The sequence below is a fragment of the Providencia vermicola genome, assembly GCF_020381325.1.
GTDB lineage: Bacteria > Pseudomonadota > Gammaproteobacteria > Enterobacterales > Enterobacteriaceae > Providencia > Providencia vermicola.
Genome location: NZ_JAGSPI010000003.1, coordinates 346,053 through 367,202 on the forward strand (window position 1 = coordinate 346,053; position 21,150 = coordinate 367,202).

A 21,150-nucleotide genomic window follows, 5' to 3' on the forward strand; every position below is an offset into this window, starting at 1 on the left:
ATTATAAATATTAATACAGCCAAATCAAATCAAATTAAATTAAATACAACTAAATAGTTTATCTAAGATATCTCTCAGATTGACCATCAAACATAGAATGACGTTTTACACGTCTTAATTTTTCAGAGCAACTTCCTGATTCAGAAAAAGAAACGTACGCCGTTTTAGTATCACCATTAACGCCTACAACTGCAACGCCTTTATCCGAAGCAGTAATGGAACAAGAGAAATAGCCATCAGTCTCATAAACCTCATCATCAATAGTGATTACAATTACCTTCCACCTATTTTTAAATGGAAACAAGTTGGTTTGATAATGAAATTGAAAAACATTTTCTTCTTTTTCACCATGATTTATATTATTAACAACTCCCTCCGTTTTTTCTATATTATCTGCACTGTGCATAACTATAATCGACTTGATTTTATCACCCCAATAGTTCTCTATAGAAACAAAACCTTTTTGTCCGAGTTCATTATTAGCCATATTAACCCCTTTATTATCTAATATCACCTTCACAAAATCAGATAATAAGTCATCGATTTTTTAATTAAATATTATTTTTTAATAGAGCTCATTGTCTTTATTTAGGTTTACTTTGAATAATAACTTGGCATAAATACATATCCCTCCGAGTCTATACGCGTTATAATTTAGCCATTATATAACACTGTTTATGAGGACTTATGAGCTACTTTTTTGCACACCTTGCTAGAATGAAACTAATTCACCGCTGGCCACTCATGCGTAATGTCCGAACAGAAAATGTCTCCGAACACAGCTTACAAGTTGCGATGGTTGCTCATGCACTTGCCATCATTAAGAATAAAAAATTTGGGGGTAATGTTGATGCATCTCGCATTGCCTTGCTTGCTATGTACCACGATGCCAGTGAAGTTATTACTGGGGATTTGCCTACGCCTATCAAATATCATAATCAACAAATTGCCCATGAATACAAAAAAATAGAGAAATTTGCCCAACAAAAGCTGTTGGATATGCTACCTGATGAACTTCAAGATGAATTCAGGGAGTTAATTATTGAAGACTTACAATCTGAAGAAGAACATTTTATTGTTAAGCAAGCCGATTCTTTGTGTGCTTACTTAAAATGCTTAGAGGAGCTGTCTGCTGGAAATAGCGAATTTAAATTGGCCAAAAAGCGCCTTGAAAAAATGCTGGCAGAAAGAAAAAGCCCTGAAATGGATTATTTTATGGAAAAATTTGTTCCAGGTTTTACGCTTTCGTTAGATGAAATTAGCAATTAACTTCTTCGAATTATACATAATAAAGGCCCATAAAATGGGTCTTTATTTATACACTGTAAATTAGTTTTAATCTTTCCAATCAATCTTATTTTTATTGGCTTTTTTAAATTCAATACCGACTCTTTCAATAATATTAGTTTGTATTTTTGTAGGAGCACCTTCTAACTCAACAACCTGTTCTAATAACGAATGAAATGTCGTTATCATTGATGGTGTGAATTGATTGATACTTAATTTAAGGATATGCGGAACACTGGATTCGAAGTTTATTTCGTCATGCACGAGGTGAGCAGATAAAGCAAACAAATCCATTGCCTCTTGATTTCCCAAGTTAAAATTAGTTGCAAATAAATCAATAACCGTTTGTTTTTGTTCTCTGGATATTTCACCCTCTTGCTTTAATGTTCCCACAATAATCGCAGCAGCGGCATCCGTCGCGGTCGATAAATTATAAATAGGTTTTGTGCCGTATTGTTTTTGCCACTTTCTTCGCCTAGCCCACGTAAATGGATTAAATGAATTAAGATCAACACCTGAATTTTGTAATGAGTGCAATGCCCAAACAAGCGCAGCTAGCGCTGATATCGCTGCAATAATAATGTGCATTCTAAGTTCTCAAAAAGTAAGACTAATTTAATTAATAGCCTTAATTATAAAAATGAATGCAAGATAAGTGACATCAGACTTATCCTTAAGTCAACTTAAGCTGAATTAACGCAAATAAACCCCTTACAACTACCCATATTGTGAGTGATAAATAACAGCCCTATTGACTCGGGCTGTTATTTAAAAAGGGAAAAGAATAGGAACAACCGCAATACTGATAAACATCACAATAATCGTAAACGGTACACCAATTTTTAAGAAGTCAGAAAACTTATACCCCCCAGGGCCAAGCACTAAGGTATTAACGGGTGATGAAACGGGAGTCATAAATGCAGCAGATGCTGCGATACCAATTACCATTGCAAATGGTAAAGGGGATACTTCCATTTGCCGTGCAGCAGCAATCGCAATAGGAGCCATAAGGACTGCGGTGGCGGTATTAGAGATAAACAACCCAATAGTGGCACACAGAATAAATAAACACAGTAGCATCACATGCGGGCCTAACCCCCCAGCGACCTTCATTAGGCCATCAACAGCAAGGGCAATACCGCCTGTTTCTTGCAAGGCAATCGCAAACGGCATCATACCGACGATTAAAATAATACTTGGCCAGTGAATGGATTTGTACGCGCTTTCCATATCAATGCAGCGAAATTTCCCCATCAACAGACACGCAATCAATGCTGCAATAAAGTTAGGAATTTCATTGGTCACCATCATAGCAACCATTAAGGCTAAACAAAACAATGCGTGAGGCGCTTGTGAAGCCGCAGGGGCTACAGCTTCAACTTCTGCCGCTAAATTCAACACAATAAAATTACGTGGTTTTGTTGATAGGATACGGATCAGTTTCCAATCACCAATAACCAGCAAAATATCACCAAGGCGCAATGGCTCATCCACCAACTTGCCATCTAATGCCTTACCATCACGGCGAATACCCACCACGTTCAAGCCGTATCGTGTACGAAACTTAATATCCCGTAAACTTTTCCCCAGTAATTCAGAATCTGGGTTCATAGAAACTTCCGCCATCCCCACATCACGGGACTGGTCAGAGAAATAGTCTCCACGTAAAATCATTGGCTCAAGCAATTGTTCACTACAAAACAAGCGTAAATCATCATCACTTACAGAAATATCGACCAATAAGACATCTCGTTCACGTAGCTCTGTTCCGCCCGTTGCGCTGACCATTACACGGCGAAATTTCCGCCAGCGCTCAATCCCGACCACGTTGGCTTCATAACGTGAACGTAAATGGAGTTCATCAAGGGTATGGCCAATCAACGGTGAACCTTTACGGATAGCTAAGCGGCGTGCACGGCCTGTCAGCTTATAATCACGAATTAAGTCACGGAAGGTACGGCGGTAGCGTTCAGGAAGTTTATCAGGCTCATTACTACCCAACCAGCGGCGTGTTAGCCACATATAGGCAATACCTGCCAGCAAAATAAGAATACCAATAGGGGTAATTGAGAAAAATTGAAAACCTTTGATGCCTTCGCGCACTAACTCACTATTTACGACCATGTTAGGTGGCGTCGCGACTAGGGTCATCATGCCACTAATTAGCCCTGCAAAGCCTAGTGGCATCATTAATCTACCTGGCGATGTTTTCATTCGCGCCGCAACACTCAACACGACAGGAATAAAGATGGCAACAACACCTGTCGAGCTCATAAAGGCACCGAGCCCAGCGACTGTCAGCATCAAAAATACTAACATTTTGCTCTCGCTACTTCCTGCAACACGAACAAGCCAGTCCCCCATTTGATATGCGATACCTGTACGAACGAGACCATCACCAATAACGAACAATGCCGCTATCAATAACACGTTCGGATCAGCAAAGCCTGATGTCGCTTGTTCTAATGTTAAGGTGTCGCTGAGCACAAACGCAACAATCACCAGTAATGCCACCACATCCATGCGGATTTTATTCGTGGTAAAAAGAACGACCGCTATCAGTAGGAGGGTTAATACCCACAGCAATTCTCCGTTCAAAATATCCCCTTTCGACGAAAAAAAACATTGCTAAAGATTTTCTTTAGTTAACCACGTTTTACGGAGAATTTCTTTGATTAGATCACGATTAAGGTAACTTTGACACTAAAAGTTCATAATCTCCATTAATGTCTGGTCCCATAACAGAAATTTGCTCTAACGAACTGACAATTATATCAATTTCATCACGACGCGGTAAGCTTTCTGGAGCATGGACTGCGACCACTTGGCAACCTGCACTAAGTGCAGAATGAATGCCTGCTTGGGCATCTTCGAAGGCAATGCATGATTTTTCAGGCAATGAAAGTGCTTTAGCCCCTAAGATGAACGGCTCAGGATCAGGCTTACCTTTGGACACTTTTTCAAATGTTACCCAATGTTTTGGCTCAGGCAGTCCCGCAGCTTGTTGGCGGCCATGGGCAATTGGCACTGTCCCCGATGTAACAATTGCCCAAGGCGCACCAATCTCATTCAAACGTGTTAATAAGGCAACAGCCCCTGGTAAAGCGACAACACCTTCCACATCTTCACTTTCCATTTTTTCTAACCAGCGAAAATACTCCATAATTTCTTCATCACTTGCCTCTGGCAGAAAATGGCGCAGACTGGTCAGTGCTGGTTTTCCATGAATAAAACTAATAATTTCCTCAGGGCTTTTCCCTATTCGTTCACCAAACTTACACCAGCAACGCTCAACTACCGCCAGTGAATCCGCCAATGTGCCATCCAAATCAAATAGAAAACCCTTTGCCTTTAGTTTCACAGCTACCCCTTTCATGTGCTTGAATCGATTTTGTCTCTTAGTTAACGCTAAATAGACGCCAATACGCAACCTTAATCACAAAAATAATTAAGAATTGTATTAATGACTTAGATTTAAGTGCACTGGGGAGTTAAAACAGGAAAGAAATGTTGGTTTGAATTTGAATTTGAAATTTTTATATCTATCGATTTCGTTTGCTCTAAATAATTCGCCTTGCCGCTAGGCAGTCAACAACGCGACAAGGTGAAGTATGACGAACAAACTTGCTCTAAGGAGTTTGTGCTGTAGCTAGGCGGCAAGAGCGCTAATCCCTAGGAGCATACACGAGTATGTGACTAGGGTTAGTGTGCGAAGCCAACACCGCTACAGCGCAAAATACGACGAGCAAGACGAACAAACTTAAGCGTTGAAAATTTGAGATATTTCTACTGCTGACAAATGATACTGCCGTGGGCACGCATGCCAAATCGACAGCATCCGCACATATTTCTCCCACATTGGCGTTTGTGAGTTGAACCCATGAGTCCCGCTATCAAAATGGGTATAACGCCCTTCTGTGTTCACCATAAAACGCACATAGCTTAAATAACGTGCTTCTGTTGCTGCATCAAAACCTAAAAATTGGACTCGGCGACCATCAATATCTTGTTTTTCAGGTAAATTACTGTAGGAAACTTGCAGTGCATGGTACATCTCCATAATTTCAATCACTGTGCGACACGTTTCTTCGCTTAAATGACCGAAATCTCTGTCTAGCTCACGCATCTGTAACCCAAAACCGCGTTCAATAATCGTTTGTAGGCGGCGATAACGTTCCGCGTTATCTGGGTCTAACATTGTCATCATTTTGTATTGATTTGATAAAATCAGGCGTTGGGCATTCGTCATTTCCATCACTGCTCTCCTACAGAAAAGTATGGCTTATCTTCGCACTCAACCCACATCTAAGACAGTGAAAACATCGCTTTTATTGATCTAAACACGCTTTTTGCATTACTTATTGTTAAATCTAGCTTTTAACAATAACTGTACAGCTATTTTTTGCTAAACATCTTCCATGAAAGAGCGATCTAGTTGGTTAAATGCACGCTTAAGAAGATCCGCCAACGCCATATAATCAGGCTGTTGTTCAATAGGTGCCATTGCTATTCCAGCCGCCGTAAATTTATCACGGATCTCATAAAACCAGCTCAGCAAGCCAGATGGCAATGGTGTAGACGCACGTTTCCCTAACCACCACAGCCCTTGCATTGGTAAACTGCAGGCAAATAATGCGGTTGCGATGGCGGGGCCGAGCTGCCCACCTAAGGCGATTTGCCAGGCGAGCGTGAAAATGGCAATGGGTGGCATAAAGCGAATACCAAAACGTACCGCTTTATTAATTCTGATTTCAGGGAAGATAGGTGACAGTTTTTTTTCCATAGGAAAAGTTTTCAGATAGCGATTGCCTAATCTGAAGCGTTTAAAAAAACCTGGAGGTGTGTTTTGCAATGTACTCATGAATCGTTTCCTATGCACTTCTAAAACTGACTAGCTGCCGTTAAGCTTACGCCATTGTGAACAAGAACGCACACTTAAGTTAAACAAATTATTTTATTCAATTTACCTTAAGATAAGCGACTTTCATTAAAATCAGCTATTCTGATAAATACCTAACTTCGTGCTATAACTACACTTTATACGACACTTATGATTTTAATCAATCAAACGACCTATTTTTAAAAAAAACGTATAAAATATAAAATATTTTTAGTAGAATCTGCCACATTTAGAATTGCTGTTGAATTTGTTATTTTATCGCTTTATCCATCTTTTTAATAAAAAGATAGACAACAGTTATATATTGGGGTTTTGGTCGTTATTTCAACACCAGATGCGAAGTTTTCTTTTATATCGCACTTTGCACAAAAGAATAACGATAGTTTTATAAAACCCTTGAAGATTACCAAGATCTTTAACTTTTTCGCCTTTAACATGATATCAATCATGATGTTTCAGGTCATAAATACGCTAGGCTCTAACACGCCATATTTTTATATCTGAGTCTTTTTCATGTTTTTTAAAGGCTTCACAACAACAATTAACGATAGGTATTTCCATGTCAAGTAAGCTGGTACTGGTTCTAAACTGCGGTAGCTCCTCACTGAAATTCGCCATCATCGATCCAACTAACGGTGACGAGTTTTTATCCGGTTTAGCTGAGTGTTTCAATCTCCCTGAAGCCCGTATTAAATGGAAAATGGATGGTGCTAAAAAGGAAGCTCCTTTAGGTGCTGGTGCGGCGCATAGCGAAGCATTGAATTTCATTGTTAACACCATTCTTGCTGAAAAGCCTGAGTTGTCAGCGCAAATTACATCGATCGGTCACCGTATTGTTCACGGCGGCGAGAAATTCACCTCTTCTGTTTTAATCACTGACGATGTGATTGAAGGTATTGAAGCGGCAATCCCATTTGCTCCACTTCATAACCCTGCTCACCTAATTGGTATTGAAGAGGCAAGAAAATCATTCCCTCATCTGATCAACAAAAACGTGGCTGTATTTGACACCGCATTCCATCAGACAATGCCACAAGAAGCCTATCTGTATGCCCTGCCATACGAATTGTATTCAGAACATAGCATCCGCCGTTACGGCGCACACGGCACAAGCCATTTCTATGTTTCTCGTGAAGCGGCGAAAAAACTCAACAAACCTGTTGAAGAATTAAACGTTATCACTTGCCATTTAGGCAACGGCGGTTCTGTCACTGCGATTGTTAACGGCCAATGTGTTGATACCTCTATGGGCTTAACCCCATTAGAAGGCTTAGTTATGGGAACGCGTAGTGGTGATATCGACCCTGCCATCATTTTCCATTTACATGACGCTTTAGGCATGAGTGTTGATCAAATCAACAAAATGCTGACTAAAGAATCTGGCTTATTAGGCTTAACTGGTGTAACAAGCGATTGTCGCTATGTTGAAGACAACTATGGCACAAAAGAAGATGCAACCCGTGCAATGGACGTTTTCTGCCACCGTTTAGCGAAATACGTTGGCGCATACAGTGCACTGATGGAAGGCCGTCTTGATGCTATCATCTTCACAGGTGGTATTGGTGAAAACTCCGCACAAGTTCGTGAAATTACCCTGAAGAAACTGGCTATCCTTGGTTTCGAATATGACCATGAACGTAACTTAGCGGCACGCTTCGGCAAAGAAGGTTTAATCACTACCGATAACAGCCGTCCAGCGCTGGTTATCGCAACCAATGAAGAGTTGGTTATCGCTCAAGATACTGCGCGTTTAACCGCATAAGAAACTTCTACCGCCAGCAAATGCTGGCGGTATCGTTTTGTCATTAGAGTAACCGAAATAAAGAGGTTCCCGTGTCACGTACAATTATGTTAATACCTACCGGCACCAGCGTTGGCTTAACAAGCGTTAGCCTTGGTGTCGTTCGCTCAATGGAACAAAAAGGTGTTCAATTAAGCGTTTTCAAACCTATCGCACAGCCCCGCATCTCTGGCAATAAAGACCAAACCACTGAAGTTCTGCGTTCCCATTCAAGTATTACGACCATTGTTGAACCACTGACTATGGAATACGTTGAATCACTGCTGACATCCTCTAAAAAAGACGTATTAATGGAAGAGATCGTGGCTCGTTACCATGATCACACTAAAAATGCGGAAGTGATTTTAATTGAAGGCTTAGTGCCAACGCGTAAACACTCTTTTGCTCAGTCATTAAACTATGAGATAGCCAAAACGTTAGGCGCTGAAATTGTTTTTGTTACTGCGACGGGCAACAGCTCAATCACTCAAATGCAAGAGCGTTTAGAGCTGGTTCGTAACGAATTTGGTGGTCAACGTAATAAAAATATTATCGGTGTTATCATTAATAAAGTGAATGCACCCGTTGATGAACAAGGCCGCACTCGCCCTGACCTATCTGAAATCTTTGATGATTCAACCAAAGCAACCGTTGCAAATCTCGATCCTAAACAACTTTCTGCGCTAAATCTGCCTGTGCTTGCGTCTATTCCATGGAACTTCGATTTAATCGCCACGCGTGCAATCGACATGGCAAAACACTTAGGTGCGGAGATTGTTAACGAAGGTGAAATTAAAACTCGCCGCGTTAAATCCGTCACATTTTGTGCGCGCAGCATCCCGCACATGCTTGAGCACTTCCGCCCAGGCTCACTGTTAGTGACCTCTGCTGACCGCCCTGACGTACTGGTTTCAGCATCTTTAGCGGCAATGAACGGTGTTGAAATTGGTGCAGTCCTGTTAACGGGTGGCTACAACATCGATGCGCCAATTCGCCAACTGTGCGAACAAGCATTCGAAACAGGCTTGCCTGTCTTCATGGTGAAAAGCAATACATGGCAGACTTCCCTAAACCTGCAAAGTTTCAGCTTAGAAGTGCCTGCGGATGACCATGAACGTATCGAAAAAATTCAAAACTACGTGGCTCGCCATATTAGTAGCGACTGGATTGAATCTTTAGTGGCTGACTCTGAACGTCCAAACCGTTTGTCTCCACCAGCGTTCCGCTACCAATTAACCGAATTAGCACGCAAAGCGGGCAAACGTATCGTTCTGCCTGAAGGTGATGAACCTCGTACAGTTAAAGCAGCATCTATCTGTGCTGAACGCGGTATCGCAACGTGTGTTCTGTTAGGCAACCCTGACGATATCCGCCGTGTTGCTGCTGCACAAGGCATTGAATTAGGCACCGGTATTGAAATCGTTGACCCAATTAAGGTTCGTGAAGAATACGTTGCACGCCTTGTTGAACTGCGTAAGAGCAAAGGCATGACCGAAGTTGTTGCTCGTGAACAACTTGAAGACAACGTGGTTCTCGGTACATTGATGCTCGAAAAAGGCGAAGTAGACGGCCTAGTATCAGGTGCCGTACACACCACCGCCAATACTATCCGCCCACCGCTGCAATTAATTAAAACAGCGCCGGGTAGCTCACTGGTATCATCGGTGTTCTTTATGTTGTTACCTGAGCAAGTCTTTGTTTATGGTGACTGTGCAATCAACCCAGATCCAACTGCTGAGCAATTATCTGAAATCGCTATCCAATCTGCGGATTCTGCAAAAGCGTTTGGTATCGACCCGCGTGTTGCAATGATCTCCTACTCAACAGGCAACTCAGGTGCAGGTAGTGATGTTGAAAAAGTGCGTGAAGCAACCCGTTTAGCGCAAGAAAAACGCCCTGACCTGATGATTGATGGTCCATTGCAGTATGATGCAGCGGTAATGGCTGACGTGGCAAAATCGAAAGCGCCTAACTCCCCTGTTGCAGGTAAAGCAACGGTGTTTATCTTCCCTGACCTGAACACGGGTAACACCACCTATAAAGCGGTACAACGTTCGGCTGACCTCGTATCAATCGGCCCAATGCTGCAAGGCATGCGTAAACCTGTCAATGACTTGTCTCGTGGGGCATTAGTTGACGATATCGTTTACACCGTAGCATTAACAGCAATCCAAGCGGTACAGAACGAAGCAAACTAACTATTTCGTTTTTATCGATTAAAGCGCTCATATGGGCGCTTTTTTTTGTGGCACAAGCCCACTATCATTTTTTAATTGCTATGGTGATTATCCATAACTAAACAATCGCATTTTTTATAAACTTTATCAATTTTCGTGATGATAGCATTGCCCAAAATTTATATTCATCCCTATAAATAATGAGCAAAATATGAATCACTTAGTAAAAATTATTTTATCAACCTGTGTTGTCACTGCACTAGCAGCCTGTTCAAGTCGTGTCCCTAGCACCACTGAACAATCAGATTTTTTGATGCATTATGACCAGCTTCAAGAGATAAAAACCCCTTCTGGTAATATCATTAAAGCCTGGAAAGCCGATCAGTTAGATACCTCAAAAAAACAAAAGCTAATTTTCACGCCAATTGAGTTCAAGCCATTGAATAAAAATAACAAAATAGGCGATAAATTCACGGCTATTTTACTTAACTATACTAATCAACAAATCCAGAATGAGTTAGAAAAACACTTTGAAATAACCCAAAATGCAGGGCCTGGCACCCTACGCTTTGAAGGTATCATCACCTCTGTTGATACGACCCCTGAAGATTTTAAATTCTATGAAGCATTACCCGTGATGTTGGTTGTTGCGGGAACGCAATTAGCTGTGGGCAGCAGAGATGCTGACACCAATATTTATTTTGAATGGAAAGTGACTGACTCGCTGACTCAGGCACCTCTATATGAAGCAATCCGTAAGAATAAAGGTACACAATTAAGCAATACAGAGCAGATAATTAAATTAGAAGATTTAAAAGAGGCGATTGATACCATTGCAGATGAAGTCGTGCCTAACGTATAAATATTAAGCTAGGGTGGTGAGTTTAGTTCACCACCCTAGCTTTAATTTATTTTCTTCGGGTCAATAACGAAACAACAACAGCCACAATAATATTCAGAATAAATGCAGCAATACCGATATTCATATAACTTAAGCCTTCCCCTAGCCATGGGAAGAGTTGTGCTAACGATATTTTTTCAATATAGGTGAAAGCAAGGAATAATACCCCCGCTGCAATACCACAAATCGCACCTGCTGATGTCATTGGGTTATGCTGTTTGAAACTCATCAATAACGCAGGGAAAAATTGCGCTACAATATTCACACCGAGCAGCATAATTGCCACTAACGTGTCATTACTATGAAAAATAAAGTACAAACTGACTAATGCCACTAATGGCACCATATAGCGCGCATAGATACCAGACTGACGCTTTTCTTCACTCGCACCCACCGCTTTTTGTACCACGCCCGCCAACATATTGGAGGTCGTTAATAGCAGCATCGAACCTGGCACTAAGGCAGTTAACATCCCTGCTGCACCGATAAAACCAACCACAACAGGTGAAAACGTCTCTTTCGATATTTCAAATAGCGATAAATCCACAGCTGAACCTTCAAGGTGTGGAATTTGCAATATCGCCGCATAACCAACAAAAAAGGCAAAAAGCATAATCAAGCTATACGCTGGAATTAAAATACTATTTCGCTTAAGTGATTTTTCATCTTTAGCGGTAAATACCGCCGCCATATAGTGAGGCCAGCAAAAATAGGCCACAACAGATAGGAATATTGTGGAAATATACCAAGGAATATTCAGCCCTGTTTTTGGGAAGGTTAAGAAGCTCGGCATAGCGGTATCAATGGCTTTAAACATATCGCCAAAGCTGCCGTAATAATGCAACGGAATATAAATCCCAATAAACACCACAACAATTAAGATCATTAAATCTTTCAGTGCGGATGTCCAAGCTGACCCATGAATACCTGAAATCATCACAAACAGCGTAACAGCAATAATCCCAATCCAAATCGCCATATCTGCAGGGATCGCACCATAAGATGCTTGTGAAACAATAATGCCAAGGCCTTTAAGCTGCAGAACAAATAAGGGCACCATTGCCGCAATAGAGATTAAGCTAATTAATAACCCAAGCCCTTGGCTATTGTATTTCTTGGTAAATAATTCAGAGATAGTTCTAACATCGTTATCTTTTGCAAAGCGCCAAACCCGCGGATGCACCCAATATAGAAAAATCCCCATAAACGCATTTACCGCCAAGGTGTAGAGGATTGCTGGGCCTTTACCATATGCCCAACCACTTCCACCCAGAAACGTAAAGGTGGTGTAGATTTCCCCTGCACTCAGTAAGAAAACGAGCAGCGCCCCGTAGCTTCGCCCCCCCACAGACCATCCTTCATGATCCATGGTTTTTCCCTTTTTCGCTCTAATCGCCAAATAAATACTGAAAAGGAAAAATACCGTAATAATAATTAATGCGGAACTCATGACGTTTCCTTAAGGTTTTTATTGTCTAACACATTAATTAATAACATGATAAGTGCTGTCACTATCACCCATGCCACAATCCAAAACATCAAAAAAGGTAACCCCATTACAAAGGGCTCAACCTCATTTGCATAATAAATCCCCACGGTTAATGCCAATACAGGGAAAATAACGAGGTAGTGATACCATCTCATAAAGAATCCTTATTTTTATTATTCGAAAGAAATCAATTCGCGAGGTAAATGACTTAACATTTCAACACCCTCTTCTGTAATCAGTAACATGTCTTCAATCATGATTCCACCGATACCAATACCGTAATAAGGTGTTTCCAAACTCATGACCATCCCTGCGCGGAACAGTTCGGTGGTTGCAGCGCTGACAAAAGGTGCTTCTTCTAAACCAACAAACACGCCATCACCGTGCCCTAAATGGCCACGATTATAATGCGGTAAACCTGATGAGCGAATTAGTGCCATGGTTTCGTTAAATACGTCACTCAACGCAACTCCTGGCGCAATACGACTCAACATATATTGATGACCTTTTAATATCGTTTGGTAAATCGCACTCACCTTTTCATTGGGTTTACCTACCACAAAGGTACGTGCAATATCGGCACCATATCCAGCAACATCCACACCACAATCAAACTTAATTAAGTCCCCTTCTTTTGCAGGCACATTGTCTGGCAACATTTTAGGTGAAAAATCACTTCCTACTGAAATTAAGTGAAAACGACTGTAATTGGTTTCAGGAAAAGACATTACTTTCGCTTTAAAAGCGGCGGTTAATTCCGCGGATGTGCAGCCAACACGAATGAGCTTACTTGCCGCTTCAATCCCTGCTTCGGTGATTTGTGCAGATTTTCTTAAATGCGTTATTTCCCACTCACTTTTAATCATACGAAGCTCATTAAATAGTGGAGAAGAATCAACAAGATTGAGGCTTGGGATCACTTTATCCAACCAAGTTTTACCCGTATGAGTGATTTGATTTAATTCAATTGCAACTGGTTTGCCATAAACCCCAGCATCTGACAATGCATCTTTTAATAAATTAAAAATGGTTTCAACAGGGCTATTGATCGGCCTTTCTTTGACTACTCGGCCATTCTCAGGGTTATAAGGGTCGTCAACATCCACCCAAATTGGAAAGGTTTTAATTTGCGCATTTGGCATTTGTAAGCTTAAGTTCGCTGCTTCAAACTCATTCATAATCACCAGTGATTTTACCGTGGGGTCACGGAAAATCACTGCAATGGCGGAGCCTGTCTGCCTAAAAGTGTACATAAAGAAGCTTGCAAACCCTGTTAAATGATAAAAATTATCACCAACTGTGGCAATTAGCGCTTCAATGCCATCACGCTCCATAATTTCACGAGCTTTATTTGTTACGTTTTCAAGGTGTTGTTGCTTTAAAAGTGACTCTGTTTTTTGAATTGTCATTGTTATTTTCTCAATCCGTCGTTCTGTATCGCTAAATAAATTCACAATATGACAAGTGAAATAATAAGTTCGCTTATTATATCGAGAGTTGAAATGAATACATCGTGTAAGGTGTAAGTTGGATATAACTAATAGTTATATATTAGTCAAAAATTAACCTTGCTAGAGATTTGAATTTTGGCGAAAAAATGAAAAGGACTACAGAAAATAGTCCTTTTACGATTTAAATCTGGGAGATTATAAGTTTTCAGCACAAGTGATGGCTTTTTCGGACTCATTGTTACGAGTGAGCCATAAAGAAAGCGCTTTTAATGAATCAGGTGTAAATTCATCACAACGTGCGCTGATTTCTTTTGGTGTAAGCCAACTTACCTCAACCACTTCTGACTCTTGCAGTGCGAAAGGGCCATGGCTAACACAGCTAAATAATCCACCCCACACGCGGCAATGCTCATCTTCGAAATAAAAATGACCATGCTCTGCAAATGGTACACCTGCGATACCCAGTTCTTCTTCCGCTTCACGTTTTGCTGAATCAAGAATATTTTCACCTTGGGTAACAACACCACCTGCTGTGGCATCTAAAAAACCAGGGTGGAAATCTTTAATATCAGTGCGTCGCTGGACTAAGATCTTCCCCATTCCATCATGCACAACAATATACGTCGCACGATGCCGTAAGTTTTCAGCACGCATTTGGCTGCGGGTTGCCTGAGCAATAACGTTATTGTCCTCATCGACAATATCGACCCATTCGACGACTTCGGTTTGTTGTTCCATCCTGTAAACCTTTTATAAAATAGCTTATGTCATAGACTGATTGCCACGACATGTCAGACAATACAACGGGCTTTGACTCGCACTTAATCGTTGATCCTAGCCCAATTTGCATTTGGTTGCTATCACAAATAAGCACTTATTATCACAATGCTCATAGAGCTTTTAGCATTTTTGAGATAACGTAATCAAATCACACAATTTGTGCTCACAGGTGCTATAGTTAAATCATAAAACCTATGGAAACATTGTATTAGCGCTATGACTTGAACTTAGCAAGATATCAGTTAGGTAACTGAACGCAGTCAACAACGCTACGGTTTGAATAACATGCGGGATCCATCCCCTAAATAGTTCAAATTGCAGCTAGGCGTCAAACGAAGGCATCCTTAGGAGCATACACAAGTATGTGACTAAGGTAACTGAGTGCAGACAACAACGCTGCGGTTTGAATAACACGCGGGATCCATCCCCTAAATAGTTCAAATTGCAGCTAGGCGTCAAACGAAGGCATCCTTAGGAGCATACACAAGTATGTGACTAAGGTAACTGAGTGCAGACAACAACGCTGCGGTTTGAATAACATGTGGGATCCATCCCCTAAATAGTTCAAATTGCAGCTAGGCGTCAAACGAAGGCATCCTTAGGAGCATACACAAGTATGTGACTAAGGTAACTGAGTGCAGACAACAACGCTGCGGTTTGAATAACATGTGGGATCCATCCCCTAAATAGTTCAAATTGCAGCTAGGCGTCAAACGAAGGCATCCTTAGGAGCATACACAAGTATGTGACTAAGGTAACTGAGTGCAGACAACAACGCTGCGGTTTGAATAACATGTGGGATCCATCCCCTAAATAGTTCAAATTGCAGCTAGGCGTCAAACGAAGGCGTCCTTAGGAGCATACACAAGTATGTGACTAAGGTAACTGAGTGCAGACAACAACGCTGCGGTTTGAAATATGACGGGGATGAGGAGCATACACAAGTATGTGACTTAAGCTACTGAGTGCAGACAACAACGCTGCGGTTTGAAATATGACGGGGATACGGGGATGGCAATGAAAATACTCATAACAGGCGGCACAGGGCTAATCGGTACCCCTTTAGTCCAAAAGTTAATCTCCCTTGACCATAAAGTCACCGTATTGAGCCGTTCACCGCAAAAAGTGTACAGTCATTTCTGTAAAGCTGTCGAATGCTGGACATCTTTAAACGACATCAATAACCTCAACGGCTTCGATGCTGTTATCAACTTAGCTGGTGAGCCCATTGCCGAAAAACGTTGGACTGATGAGCAGAAAAAGCGCCTTTGTGATAGCCGTTGGAAAATCACCCAACGACTGACAGAACTCATTATGGCCAGTGAAACGCCACCGTCCGTCTTTTTATCGGGCTCTGCTGTTGGCTACTATGGTGACCAAGGCCAAATTGTTGTCACTGAAGACGAACAACCTCATGATGAATTTACCCATCAACTAGCCCAGCATTGGGAAGCGCTTGCAGAAAATGCATCTTCCGATAAAACACGTGTGTGTTTACTACGTACAGGGCTCGTATTGTCCCCTAATGGTGGAGTCTTGGGTAAAATTCTGCCAATTTTTAAAATGGGTGCAGGTGGGCCAATTGGTCATGGTAAACAATACATGCCTTGGATACATATCAACGATATGGTCAATGCGATTTATTTTTTACTCACTACCCCAGTGCTTTCCGGCCCTTTCAATATGACTGCGCCTTATCCTGTGCATAATGACCAATTCACGGCTATTTTAGGGGATGTCCTCAACCGCCCTTCTTTTGTTCGTACCCCTGCTTTTGTGATCAAAGCTATTTTAGGCGAATCTGCAGCCTTAGTATTGGGCGGGCAGCAAGCAATTCCTAAACGTCTAGAAGAGGCTGGGTTTGAATTCGAATTTATCGAGTTGAAAATCGCATTAGAAGACTTATTGGTTCCCAAGGAAAACTAACCCTCTTTTAATGCACCTAATAGACTCATATCTCTACCATCTCGTGATATTAATATAACGAGATGGTTTCCACGCATTCCTATGAAAATGCTTGTGAAAATCATGTTCAATTATATCCACTACATATATTTAATAAAAAATCATTGATATTTGAAAGATACAAATAGAAAACATAATTATGGTATCTATTTATTAAATAAATTAAGGATACCATCATGCCTGCCCAAATAACTTCATTGAGTAAAACTCCCTTTATTCAATCAAAATTTTTAAATTTTTTAAAAACCGATGACTCTAAATTGTTCCAAGAAAACATTTTGAAAATTACAAACTCAAAAGAGCCTTTCCTCGGTTTTTGTTATGGTGCATCTGTCAAATTCTTACACTATAGTGATAAAGGTTTAGAACAAGACTATATCAATATTTACAATAACTACTTCGATAATGTTAAAACTAACGAAAAAATGATACCCAAAAAACGCGGTAATTTAACGATGGCATCTATTTCAGATTATAAAAACCACACTGAAAAAAAACATGCAATTAAACAAGGGAATAAACTACTTAAAGAAATCTTTGATATACAAAAATTACGATGCAATTCAGCAAATAATTATAATTTATCACTACACATCCCATTATCCTCACCTATCCTTAAAGAAAAAAACTTTTTGAAATTAATAGAGCTAGCCTTAAATGAAAATATTAACAGGTGTGAAGGTAAGGAAAATAGAATGTTTAAAATAACTATAGCACCATTAATTTCTGACAACAGTAAATGTGCAAAAAAAATATATTCATTGCGTTCAAGTGAAATTTTAAGTCCAGATACTGACACACAAAAAGAAGCATCCGGTATTATTGAATCAGCCATAAACAAAGAGGAAAATCAAATAAAAATTAATAGACTATTAGATTTAATGCAAATTTCCACAAGTAAAAAAATAGAAAAAAGCTGGCTAGCTAAAAACAATCAACAAAACTTAACTCCCAGTATAAAAATACTGGATGAGTATGAAGAAATAACAAAATTAAATGATTTTATGGATGCAATTAAAGAATGCAAAGATGACAATCAAAATTATATATTTTTAAGCCCTAACCATGCTTGTGCAATTAACATTAAGAAAAGCAAACAAAGTGAAATCTATCAATTCTTTGACCCAAATGAAGGTATTTATCAATCTGATAACTTTGATGATTTCACTTATTTTCTAAAAAACTTTATGGATGAACATGAGAAATATAAATTTATAAAAGATAGCAACTCGCATTATCAAATTTCACTTGTTAAACTTAATAGGATAGACCCAAGTTTAAATAATCATAATAAAAAAAAGGTTTTTGATAGTAATTTAAAAATAAATAAATTACTTGCATTAGATAACTTTGAAGTAAAATTTAAAAGGAAATCATTCAAAAACTTGATACTAAAAAACAAAATTTATCGCATTGTTCATCGTAATTTTGACAAGAAAAGCCATCTTGTGACATTAGCGTTTCATTACACTCAATCAAATAATAAAAAACAAAAAACCATCTACTCGTCGAACATTGAGACCCCCATCCTTCATCAAGTGATACAAAGTAACCTGGCGATATTAAAAAAAACGGATGAAGACATTTTTATTGATAAAAAAGGCAATATTTACCCTATAGCACCTGGTATTTCTATGGATAATTTTAATCTTAATACTGACCCTAATGTTATGTTTGGCTCAAGAACACTTAATGACAAAACATAAATACTATCTTAACTTATTTGGCCCCTTGCCAGCGATTAAATAAATCTTGTTCAAGTTCAATATCAAATTGGTCGAGTACACGGTTAACCGTTTGATTGACAATATCTTGAATGGATTGAGGTTGATGATAAAACGCGGGCATGGGCGGCATGATGACTGCGCCCATTTCAGCTGCTTGCACCATTAGTTTCAAGTGGCCTACATGTAAAGGTGTTTCACGTACCCCGAGGACTAATTTTTTCCCCTCTTTGAGTACCACATCTGCCGCCCTTGTCACTAAGGTGTCGGTATAGCTATGAACAATGCCAGAAAGAGTTTTCATGGTACAGGGCATAATTACCATGCCTGCAGTACGAAAGGAGCCTGACGAAATAGCTGCTGCAATATCGCGGCTATCGTAATTAAAATCAGCAAGTTGCTGTACGTCTTTCACGCTGTATTGCGTTTCCAGCGCTAATGTTTGGCGGGCAGCCGCACTCATCACCAAATGGGTTTCAACCTGTGTAACGGGTTTTAACACCTCGAGCAACCTGACGCCATAAATCGCCCCACTTGCCCCTGTTAACCCAATTATCAGTTTTTTCATTTCTCTGCCCAATCCACGGTAATTTTTGAAGATTATATACTAAATTACACGCCATTGTTGGCCCCTATCGAATAATCAATATGCCGAATATGTCAGGTTGCCACCAATACTGATGAAAACACGCTGACGAAAACTATTCTCTAAATAGTTTGGATGACAACTAGGCGGCAAGAAAAGTCATCCCAAGGAGCATACAATAGTATGTGACTTGGGTGACTGAGTGCGGCCGACACCGCGACAGCATAAAGGTACCAATCTAATCCTCTAAAGATTTTAGGTTGTCGCTAGGCGGCAAGAGAAGTCATCCCAAGGAGCATACAATAGTATGTGACTTGGGTGACTGAGTGCGGCCAACACCGCGACAGCATAAAGGTACCAATCTCATCCTCTAAAGATTTTAGGTTGTCGCTAGGCGGTAAGAGAAGTCATTCCAAGGAGCATATAGTCGTATATGACTTAGGTGGCTGAGCGCGGCCAGCACCGCGACAGCATAAAGGTACCAATCTATTCCTCTAAAGATTTTAGGTTGTCGCTAGGCGGCAAGAGAAGTCATCCCAAGGAGCATACTGTAGTCTGTGACTTGGGTGACTGAGCGCAGCCAACACCACGACAGCATAAAGACGCCAATCTCATCCTCTAAAGATTTTAGGTTGTCGCTAGGCGGCAAGAGAAGTCATCCCAAGGAGCATACTGTAGTCTGTGACTTGGGTGACTGAGCGCAGCCAACACCGCGACAGCCTAAAAGATGACGAGGATTTTAGGGAGATCAGCCACAATCCCAGTTATACACCACCTTGCTAAAATCCCTTTTCTTCAAATCTTCGGGATGAATAAAGAAATTCCCTACACCAATGTCTCCCCACAGGATCCCGACTTCATAGTCGCTGTTTATTTGTAGGAGCAACTCATATTGCTGAATATCTTCTTCATACTCTCTTGGGTCTGATTGTGTAAAGAATGGATAGCCACCAATACAATGCGCCCCTGACGCAAAGGCATCACTGTATGGCTCAACCCAGTCATCATAAAAATCTTCACCTTCAAACTGGTCTTCGTAGTCATAGAGGTTATCAACGCCTAATATTTTTTGCCCGAATTGGAAATCATCAATGCTGATATATTGCTCTGTCAGAGTAAATTCGATGGCGCAAGTTTGGTCTATGGGTGTGTAGTAATCATCAGACTGTGCTGCGATAACAGCAGAAAAATCTTGGGTTAATTGCGCGGCATCTTCAGTCACATTTTCACGGTAGATAACGCGAAAATCCGCTTGTTTTTGGCGGTCTTCAAAATTAGCGCCATACAAATCATCCCCACCGATAAAAAACTGCAACAGCCCTTTTTCTGGGTAGTTTGCCAGCTTAGGCATTTGTGCAAAGTTGATTTGTGCGAGCAGTTTTAATGGAATTCCCTCACTATCGATAGGGTAAGGTTCGTTCAAAGGCAAGTATGGCAACCCGCCTACACGACTTTCCCACCACACATATTCTTCTGTTGGTGTTAGGGTCATTTCAACAAGGGATTTTTTTGTTGCTTTAATTTTATCTATGAAGGGTTTTATAACATCAGGAAGGGAATTGAAGTCAGCCATCTCTCGCTCCAAATAGGTTGTTAATTTCTTTCTAGCCTACTTGATTCTTTCGAATTTTAAATCAGATATAACTGCAACTTATTCGTTTATTTAACGCAATGATAGAAAAATAACGTAAACCTATGAGGCGTCAATTTCTAGTGAGTTTGAGTAACAGCCTATGGCAAAGAAATTACACCAAAGAGCATACAGAAGTATGTATCTTGTTAGCTAAATAAAGCCAACAACGCTGTAGCCTATAGATACCAACCTTAATCCTCTAAAGATTCTAGGTTATCACGAGACGGCACACACAATTCTCTAAATAGTTTGGACTACAGCTAGGCGGCAAGCAAATGAGACCCTAGGAGCGTAGATAACTACGTGACTAGGCGATTTTGTGAAGCCAACAACGCTGTAGCCTATAAATACCAACCTTAATCCTCTAAAGATTCTAGGTTATCACGAGACGGCACACACAATTCTCTAAATAGTTTGGACTACAGCTAGGCGGCAAGCAAATGAGACCCTAGGAGCGTAGATAACTACGTGACTAGG

The 21,150-nt window shown here is 40.5% G+C and carries 18 protein-coding genes; 6 read left to right on the forward strand and 12 right to left on the reverse strand.

Translation table 11 applies throughout. From position 1 onward, the window contains the following. Nucleotides 1-58: 58 nt before the first annotated feature. Nucleotides 59-487, reverse strand: a complete 429-nt coding sequence (locus KDJ85_RS06310) for a hypothetical protein (protein ID WP_225818918.1) — start codon at nucleotides 485-487, stop codon at nucleotides 59-61. Between the two features lie 200 nt (nucleotides 488-687). Between KDJ85_RS06310 and yfbR the strand changes: the two genes are divergently transcribed. Beyond that, nucleotides 688-1,269: a 5'-deoxynucleotidase gene (gene yfbR, locus KDJ85_RS06315; RefSeq protein ID WP_225818919.1), complete on the forward strand. Its 582-nt coding sequence runs from the start codon at nucleotides 688-690 to the stop codon at nucleotides 1,267-1,269. A gap of 66 nt (nucleotides 1,270-1,335) precedes the next feature. Here the strand turns inward: yfbR and KDJ85_RS06320 are convergent, their stop codons facing one another. From KDJ85_RS06320 to yfbV, 5 genes are all read right to left on the reverse strand, one after another. Continuing rightward, nucleotides 1,336-1,875 carry a phenylacetic acid degradation protein gene (locus KDJ85_RS06320; RefSeq protein ID WP_225818920.1) on the reverse strand — a complete coding sequence of 180 codons (540 nt, stop codon included), beginning with the start codon at nucleotides 1,873-1,875 and terminating at the stop codon, nucleotides 1,336-1,338. Between the two features lie 180 nt (nucleotides 1,876-2,055). Next, a complete protein-coding gene (locus KDJ85_RS06325; RefSeq protein ID WP_225818921.1) occupies nucleotides 2,056-3,885 on the reverse strand; it encodes an SLC13 family permease in 1,830 nt (609 codons plus the stop codon). Nucleotides 3,886-3,973: 88 nt separating this feature from the next. Then, entirely contained in the window at nucleotides 3,974-4,663 is a 690-nt protein-coding gene (locus KDJ85_RS06330) for a sugar phosphatase (protein ID WP_225818922.1), read from the reverse strand. A gap of 384 nt (nucleotides 4,664-5,047) precedes the next feature. Then, on the reverse strand, nucleotides 5,048-5,542 hold the full coding sequence (locus tag KDJ85_RS06335) for a YfbU family protein (RefSeq protein WP_219249371.1): 495 nt from the start codon (nucleotides 5,540-5,542) through the stop codon (nucleotides 5,048-5,050). 150 nt (nucleotides 5,543-5,692) lie between these two features. Beyond that, complete coding sequence (yfbV, locus tag KDJ85_RS06340; RefSeq protein WP_225818923.1) at nucleotides 5,693-6,148, reverse strand: terminus macrodomain insulation protein YfbV; 456 nt, start codon at nucleotides 6,146-6,148, stop codon at nucleotides 5,693-5,695. Between the two features lie 598 nt (nucleotides 6,149-6,746). Between yfbV and ackA the strand changes: the two genes are divergently transcribed. The 3 genes from ackA to KDJ85_RS06355 all read left to right on the forward strand — a co-directional run bounded on the left by ackA (nucleotide 6,747) and on the right by KDJ85_RS06355 (nucleotide 11,006). Next, nucleotides 6,747-7,949 carry an acetate kinase gene (gene ackA / locus KDJ85_RS06345; RefSeq protein ID WP_206082360.1) on the forward strand — a complete coding sequence of 401 codons (1,203 nt, stop codon included), beginning with the start codon at nucleotides 6,747-6,749 and terminating at the stop codon, nucleotides 7,947-7,949. Nucleotides 7,950-8,020: 71 nt separating this feature from the next. Continuing rightward, nucleotides 8,021-10,165 carry a phosphate acetyltransferase gene (gene pta, locus KDJ85_RS06350; protein WP_225818924.1) on the forward strand — a complete coding sequence of 715 codons (2,145 nt, stop codon included), beginning with the start codon at nucleotides 8,021-8,023 and terminating at the stop codon, nucleotides 10,163-10,165. A 190-nt stretch (nucleotides 10,166-10,355) separates the two neighbouring features. Continuing rightward, nucleotides 10,356-11,006, forward strand: a complete 651-nt coding sequence (locus tag KDJ85_RS06355) for a DUF3313 domain-containing protein (RefSeq protein ID WP_225818925.1) — start codon at nucleotides 10,356-10,358, stop codon at nucleotides 11,004-11,006. Between the two features lie 46 nt (nucleotides 11,007-11,052). On the opposite strand, the gene KDJ85_RS06360 is transcribed toward KDJ85_RS06355, so the two are convergent. The 4 genes from KDJ85_RS06360 to yfcD form a co-directional block, all read right to left on the reverse strand. Further along, entirely contained in the window at nucleotides 11,053-12,495 is a 1,443-nt protein-coding gene (locus tag KDJ85_RS06360; protein ID WP_225818926.1) for a sodium:solute symporter family protein, read from the reverse strand. Then, nucleotides 12,492-12,689, reverse strand: coding sequence for a DUF3311 domain-containing protein (locus KDJ85_RS06365; RefSeq protein WP_206082365.1), 198 nt, complete (start codon nucleotides 12,687-12,689; stop codon nucleotides 12,492-12,494). The genes KDJ85_RS06360 and KDJ85_RS06365 overlap by 4 nt, the downstream gene beginning before the upstream one ends. An 18-nt stretch (nucleotides 12,690-12,707) precedes the next feature. Beyond that, complete coding sequence (locus tag KDJ85_RS06370; RefSeq protein ID WP_225818927.1) at nucleotides 12,708-13,943, reverse strand: M24 family metallopeptidase; 1,236 nt, start codon at nucleotides 13,941-13,943, stop codon at nucleotides 12,708-12,710. 237 nt (nucleotides 13,944-14,180) lie between these two features. Further along, a complete protein-coding gene (yfcD, locus tag KDJ85_RS06375) occupies nucleotides 14,181-14,723 on the reverse strand; it encodes an NUDIX hydrolase YfcD (RefSeq protein ID WP_206082367.1) in 543 nt (180 codons plus the stop codon). Between the two features lie 1,059 nt (nucleotides 14,724-15,782). Between yfcD and KDJ85_RS06380 the strand changes: the two genes are divergently transcribed. Beyond that, nucleotides 15,783-16,691: a TIGR01777 family oxidoreductase gene (locus KDJ85_RS06380; RefSeq protein WP_225818928.1), complete on the forward strand. Its 909-nt coding sequence runs from the start codon at nucleotides 15,783-15,785 to the stop codon at nucleotides 16,689-16,691. Between the two features lie 215 nt (nucleotides 16,692-16,906). After that, nucleotides 16,907-18,436, forward strand: coding sequence for a YopT-type cysteine protease domain-containing protein (locus tag KDJ85_RS06385; RefSeq protein WP_225818929.1), 1,530 nt, complete (start codon nucleotides 16,907-16,909; stop codon nucleotides 18,434-18,436). Between the two features lie 13 nt (nucleotides 18,437-18,449). Here KDJ85_RS06385 and KDJ85_RS06390 read toward each other — a convergent pair whose 3' ends face one another. Then, entirely contained in the window at nucleotides 18,450-19,022 is a 573-nt protein-coding gene (locus KDJ85_RS06390) for a UbiX family flavin prenyltransferase (RefSeq protein ID WP_225818930.1), read from the reverse strand. Nucleotides 19,023-19,788: 766 nt separating this feature from the next. After that, the gene (locus KDJ85_RS06395) at nucleotides 19,789-20,613 is read right to left on the reverse strand and encodes a YwqG family protein (protein ID WP_225818931.1); all 825 of its coding nucleotides are present in this window, start codon (nucleotides 20,611-20,613) and stop codon (nucleotides 19,789-19,791) included. Nucleotides 20,614-21,150 lie beyond the last annotated feature (537 nt).

Bases quoted from the DNA above. Each gene is read 5' to 3' on its own strand.
- KDJ85_RS06310 (WP_225818918.1), bottom strand. From the start codon at position 487: ATGGCTAATAATGAACTCGGACAAAAAGGTTTTGTTTCTATAGAGAAC.
- yfbR (WP_225818919.1), top strand. From the start codon at position 688: ATGAGCTACTTTTTTGCACACCTTGCTAGAATGAAACTAATTCACCGC.
- KDJ85_RS06320 (WP_225818920.1), bottom strand. From the start codon at position 1,875: ATGCACATTATTATTGCAGCGATATCAGCGCTAGCTGCGCTTGTTTGG.
- KDJ85_RS06330 (WP_225818922.1), bottom strand. From the start codon at position 4,663: ATGAAAGGGGTAGCTGTGAAACTAAAGGCAAAGGGTTTTCTATTTGAT.
- KDJ85_RS06335 (WP_219249371.1), bottom strand. From the start codon at position 5,542: ATGGAAATGACGAATGCCCAACGCCTGATTTTATCAAATCAATACAAA.
- yfbV (WP_225818923.1), bottom strand. From the start codon at position 6,148: ATGAGTACATTGCAAAACACACCTCCAGGTTTTTTTAAACGCTTCAGA.
- ackA (WP_206082360.1), top strand. From the start codon at position 6,747: ATGTCAAGTAAGCTGGTACTGGTTCTAAACTGCGGTAGCTCCTCACTG.
- KDJ85_RS06355 (WP_225818925.1), top strand. From the start codon at position 10,356: ATGAATCACTTAGTAAAAATTATTTTATCAACCTGTGTTGTCACTGCA.
- KDJ85_RS06360 (WP_225818926.1), bottom strand. From the start codon at position 12,495: ATGAGTTCCGCATTAATTATTATTACGGTATTTTTCCTTTTCAGTATT.
- KDJ85_RS06365 (WP_206082365.1), bottom strand. From the start codon at position 12,689: ATGAGATGGTATCACTACCTCGTTATTTTCCCTGTATTGGCATTAACC.
- KDJ85_RS06370 (WP_225818927.1), bottom strand. From the start codon at position 13,943: ATGACAATTCAAAAAACAGAGTCACTTTTAAAGCAACAACACCTTGAA.
- yfcD (WP_206082367.1), bottom strand. From the start codon at position 14,723: ATGGAACAACAAACCGAAGTCGTCGAATGGGTCGATATTGTCGATGAG.
- KDJ85_RS06380 (WP_225818928.1), top strand. From the start codon at position 15,783: ATGAAAATACTCATAACAGGCGGCACAGGGCTAATCGGTACCCCTTTA.
- KDJ85_RS06385 (WP_225818929.1), top strand. From the start codon at position 16,907: ATGCCTGCCCAAATAACTTCATTGAGTAAAACTCCCTTTATTCAATCA.
- KDJ85_RS06390 (WP_225818930.1), bottom strand. From the start codon at position 19,022: ATGAAAAAACTGATAATTGGGTTAACAGGGGCAAGTGGGGCGATTTAT.
- KDJ85_RS06395 (WP_225818931.1), bottom strand. From the start codon at position 20,613: ATGGCTGACTTCAATTCCCTTCCTGATGTTATAAAACCCTTCATAGAT.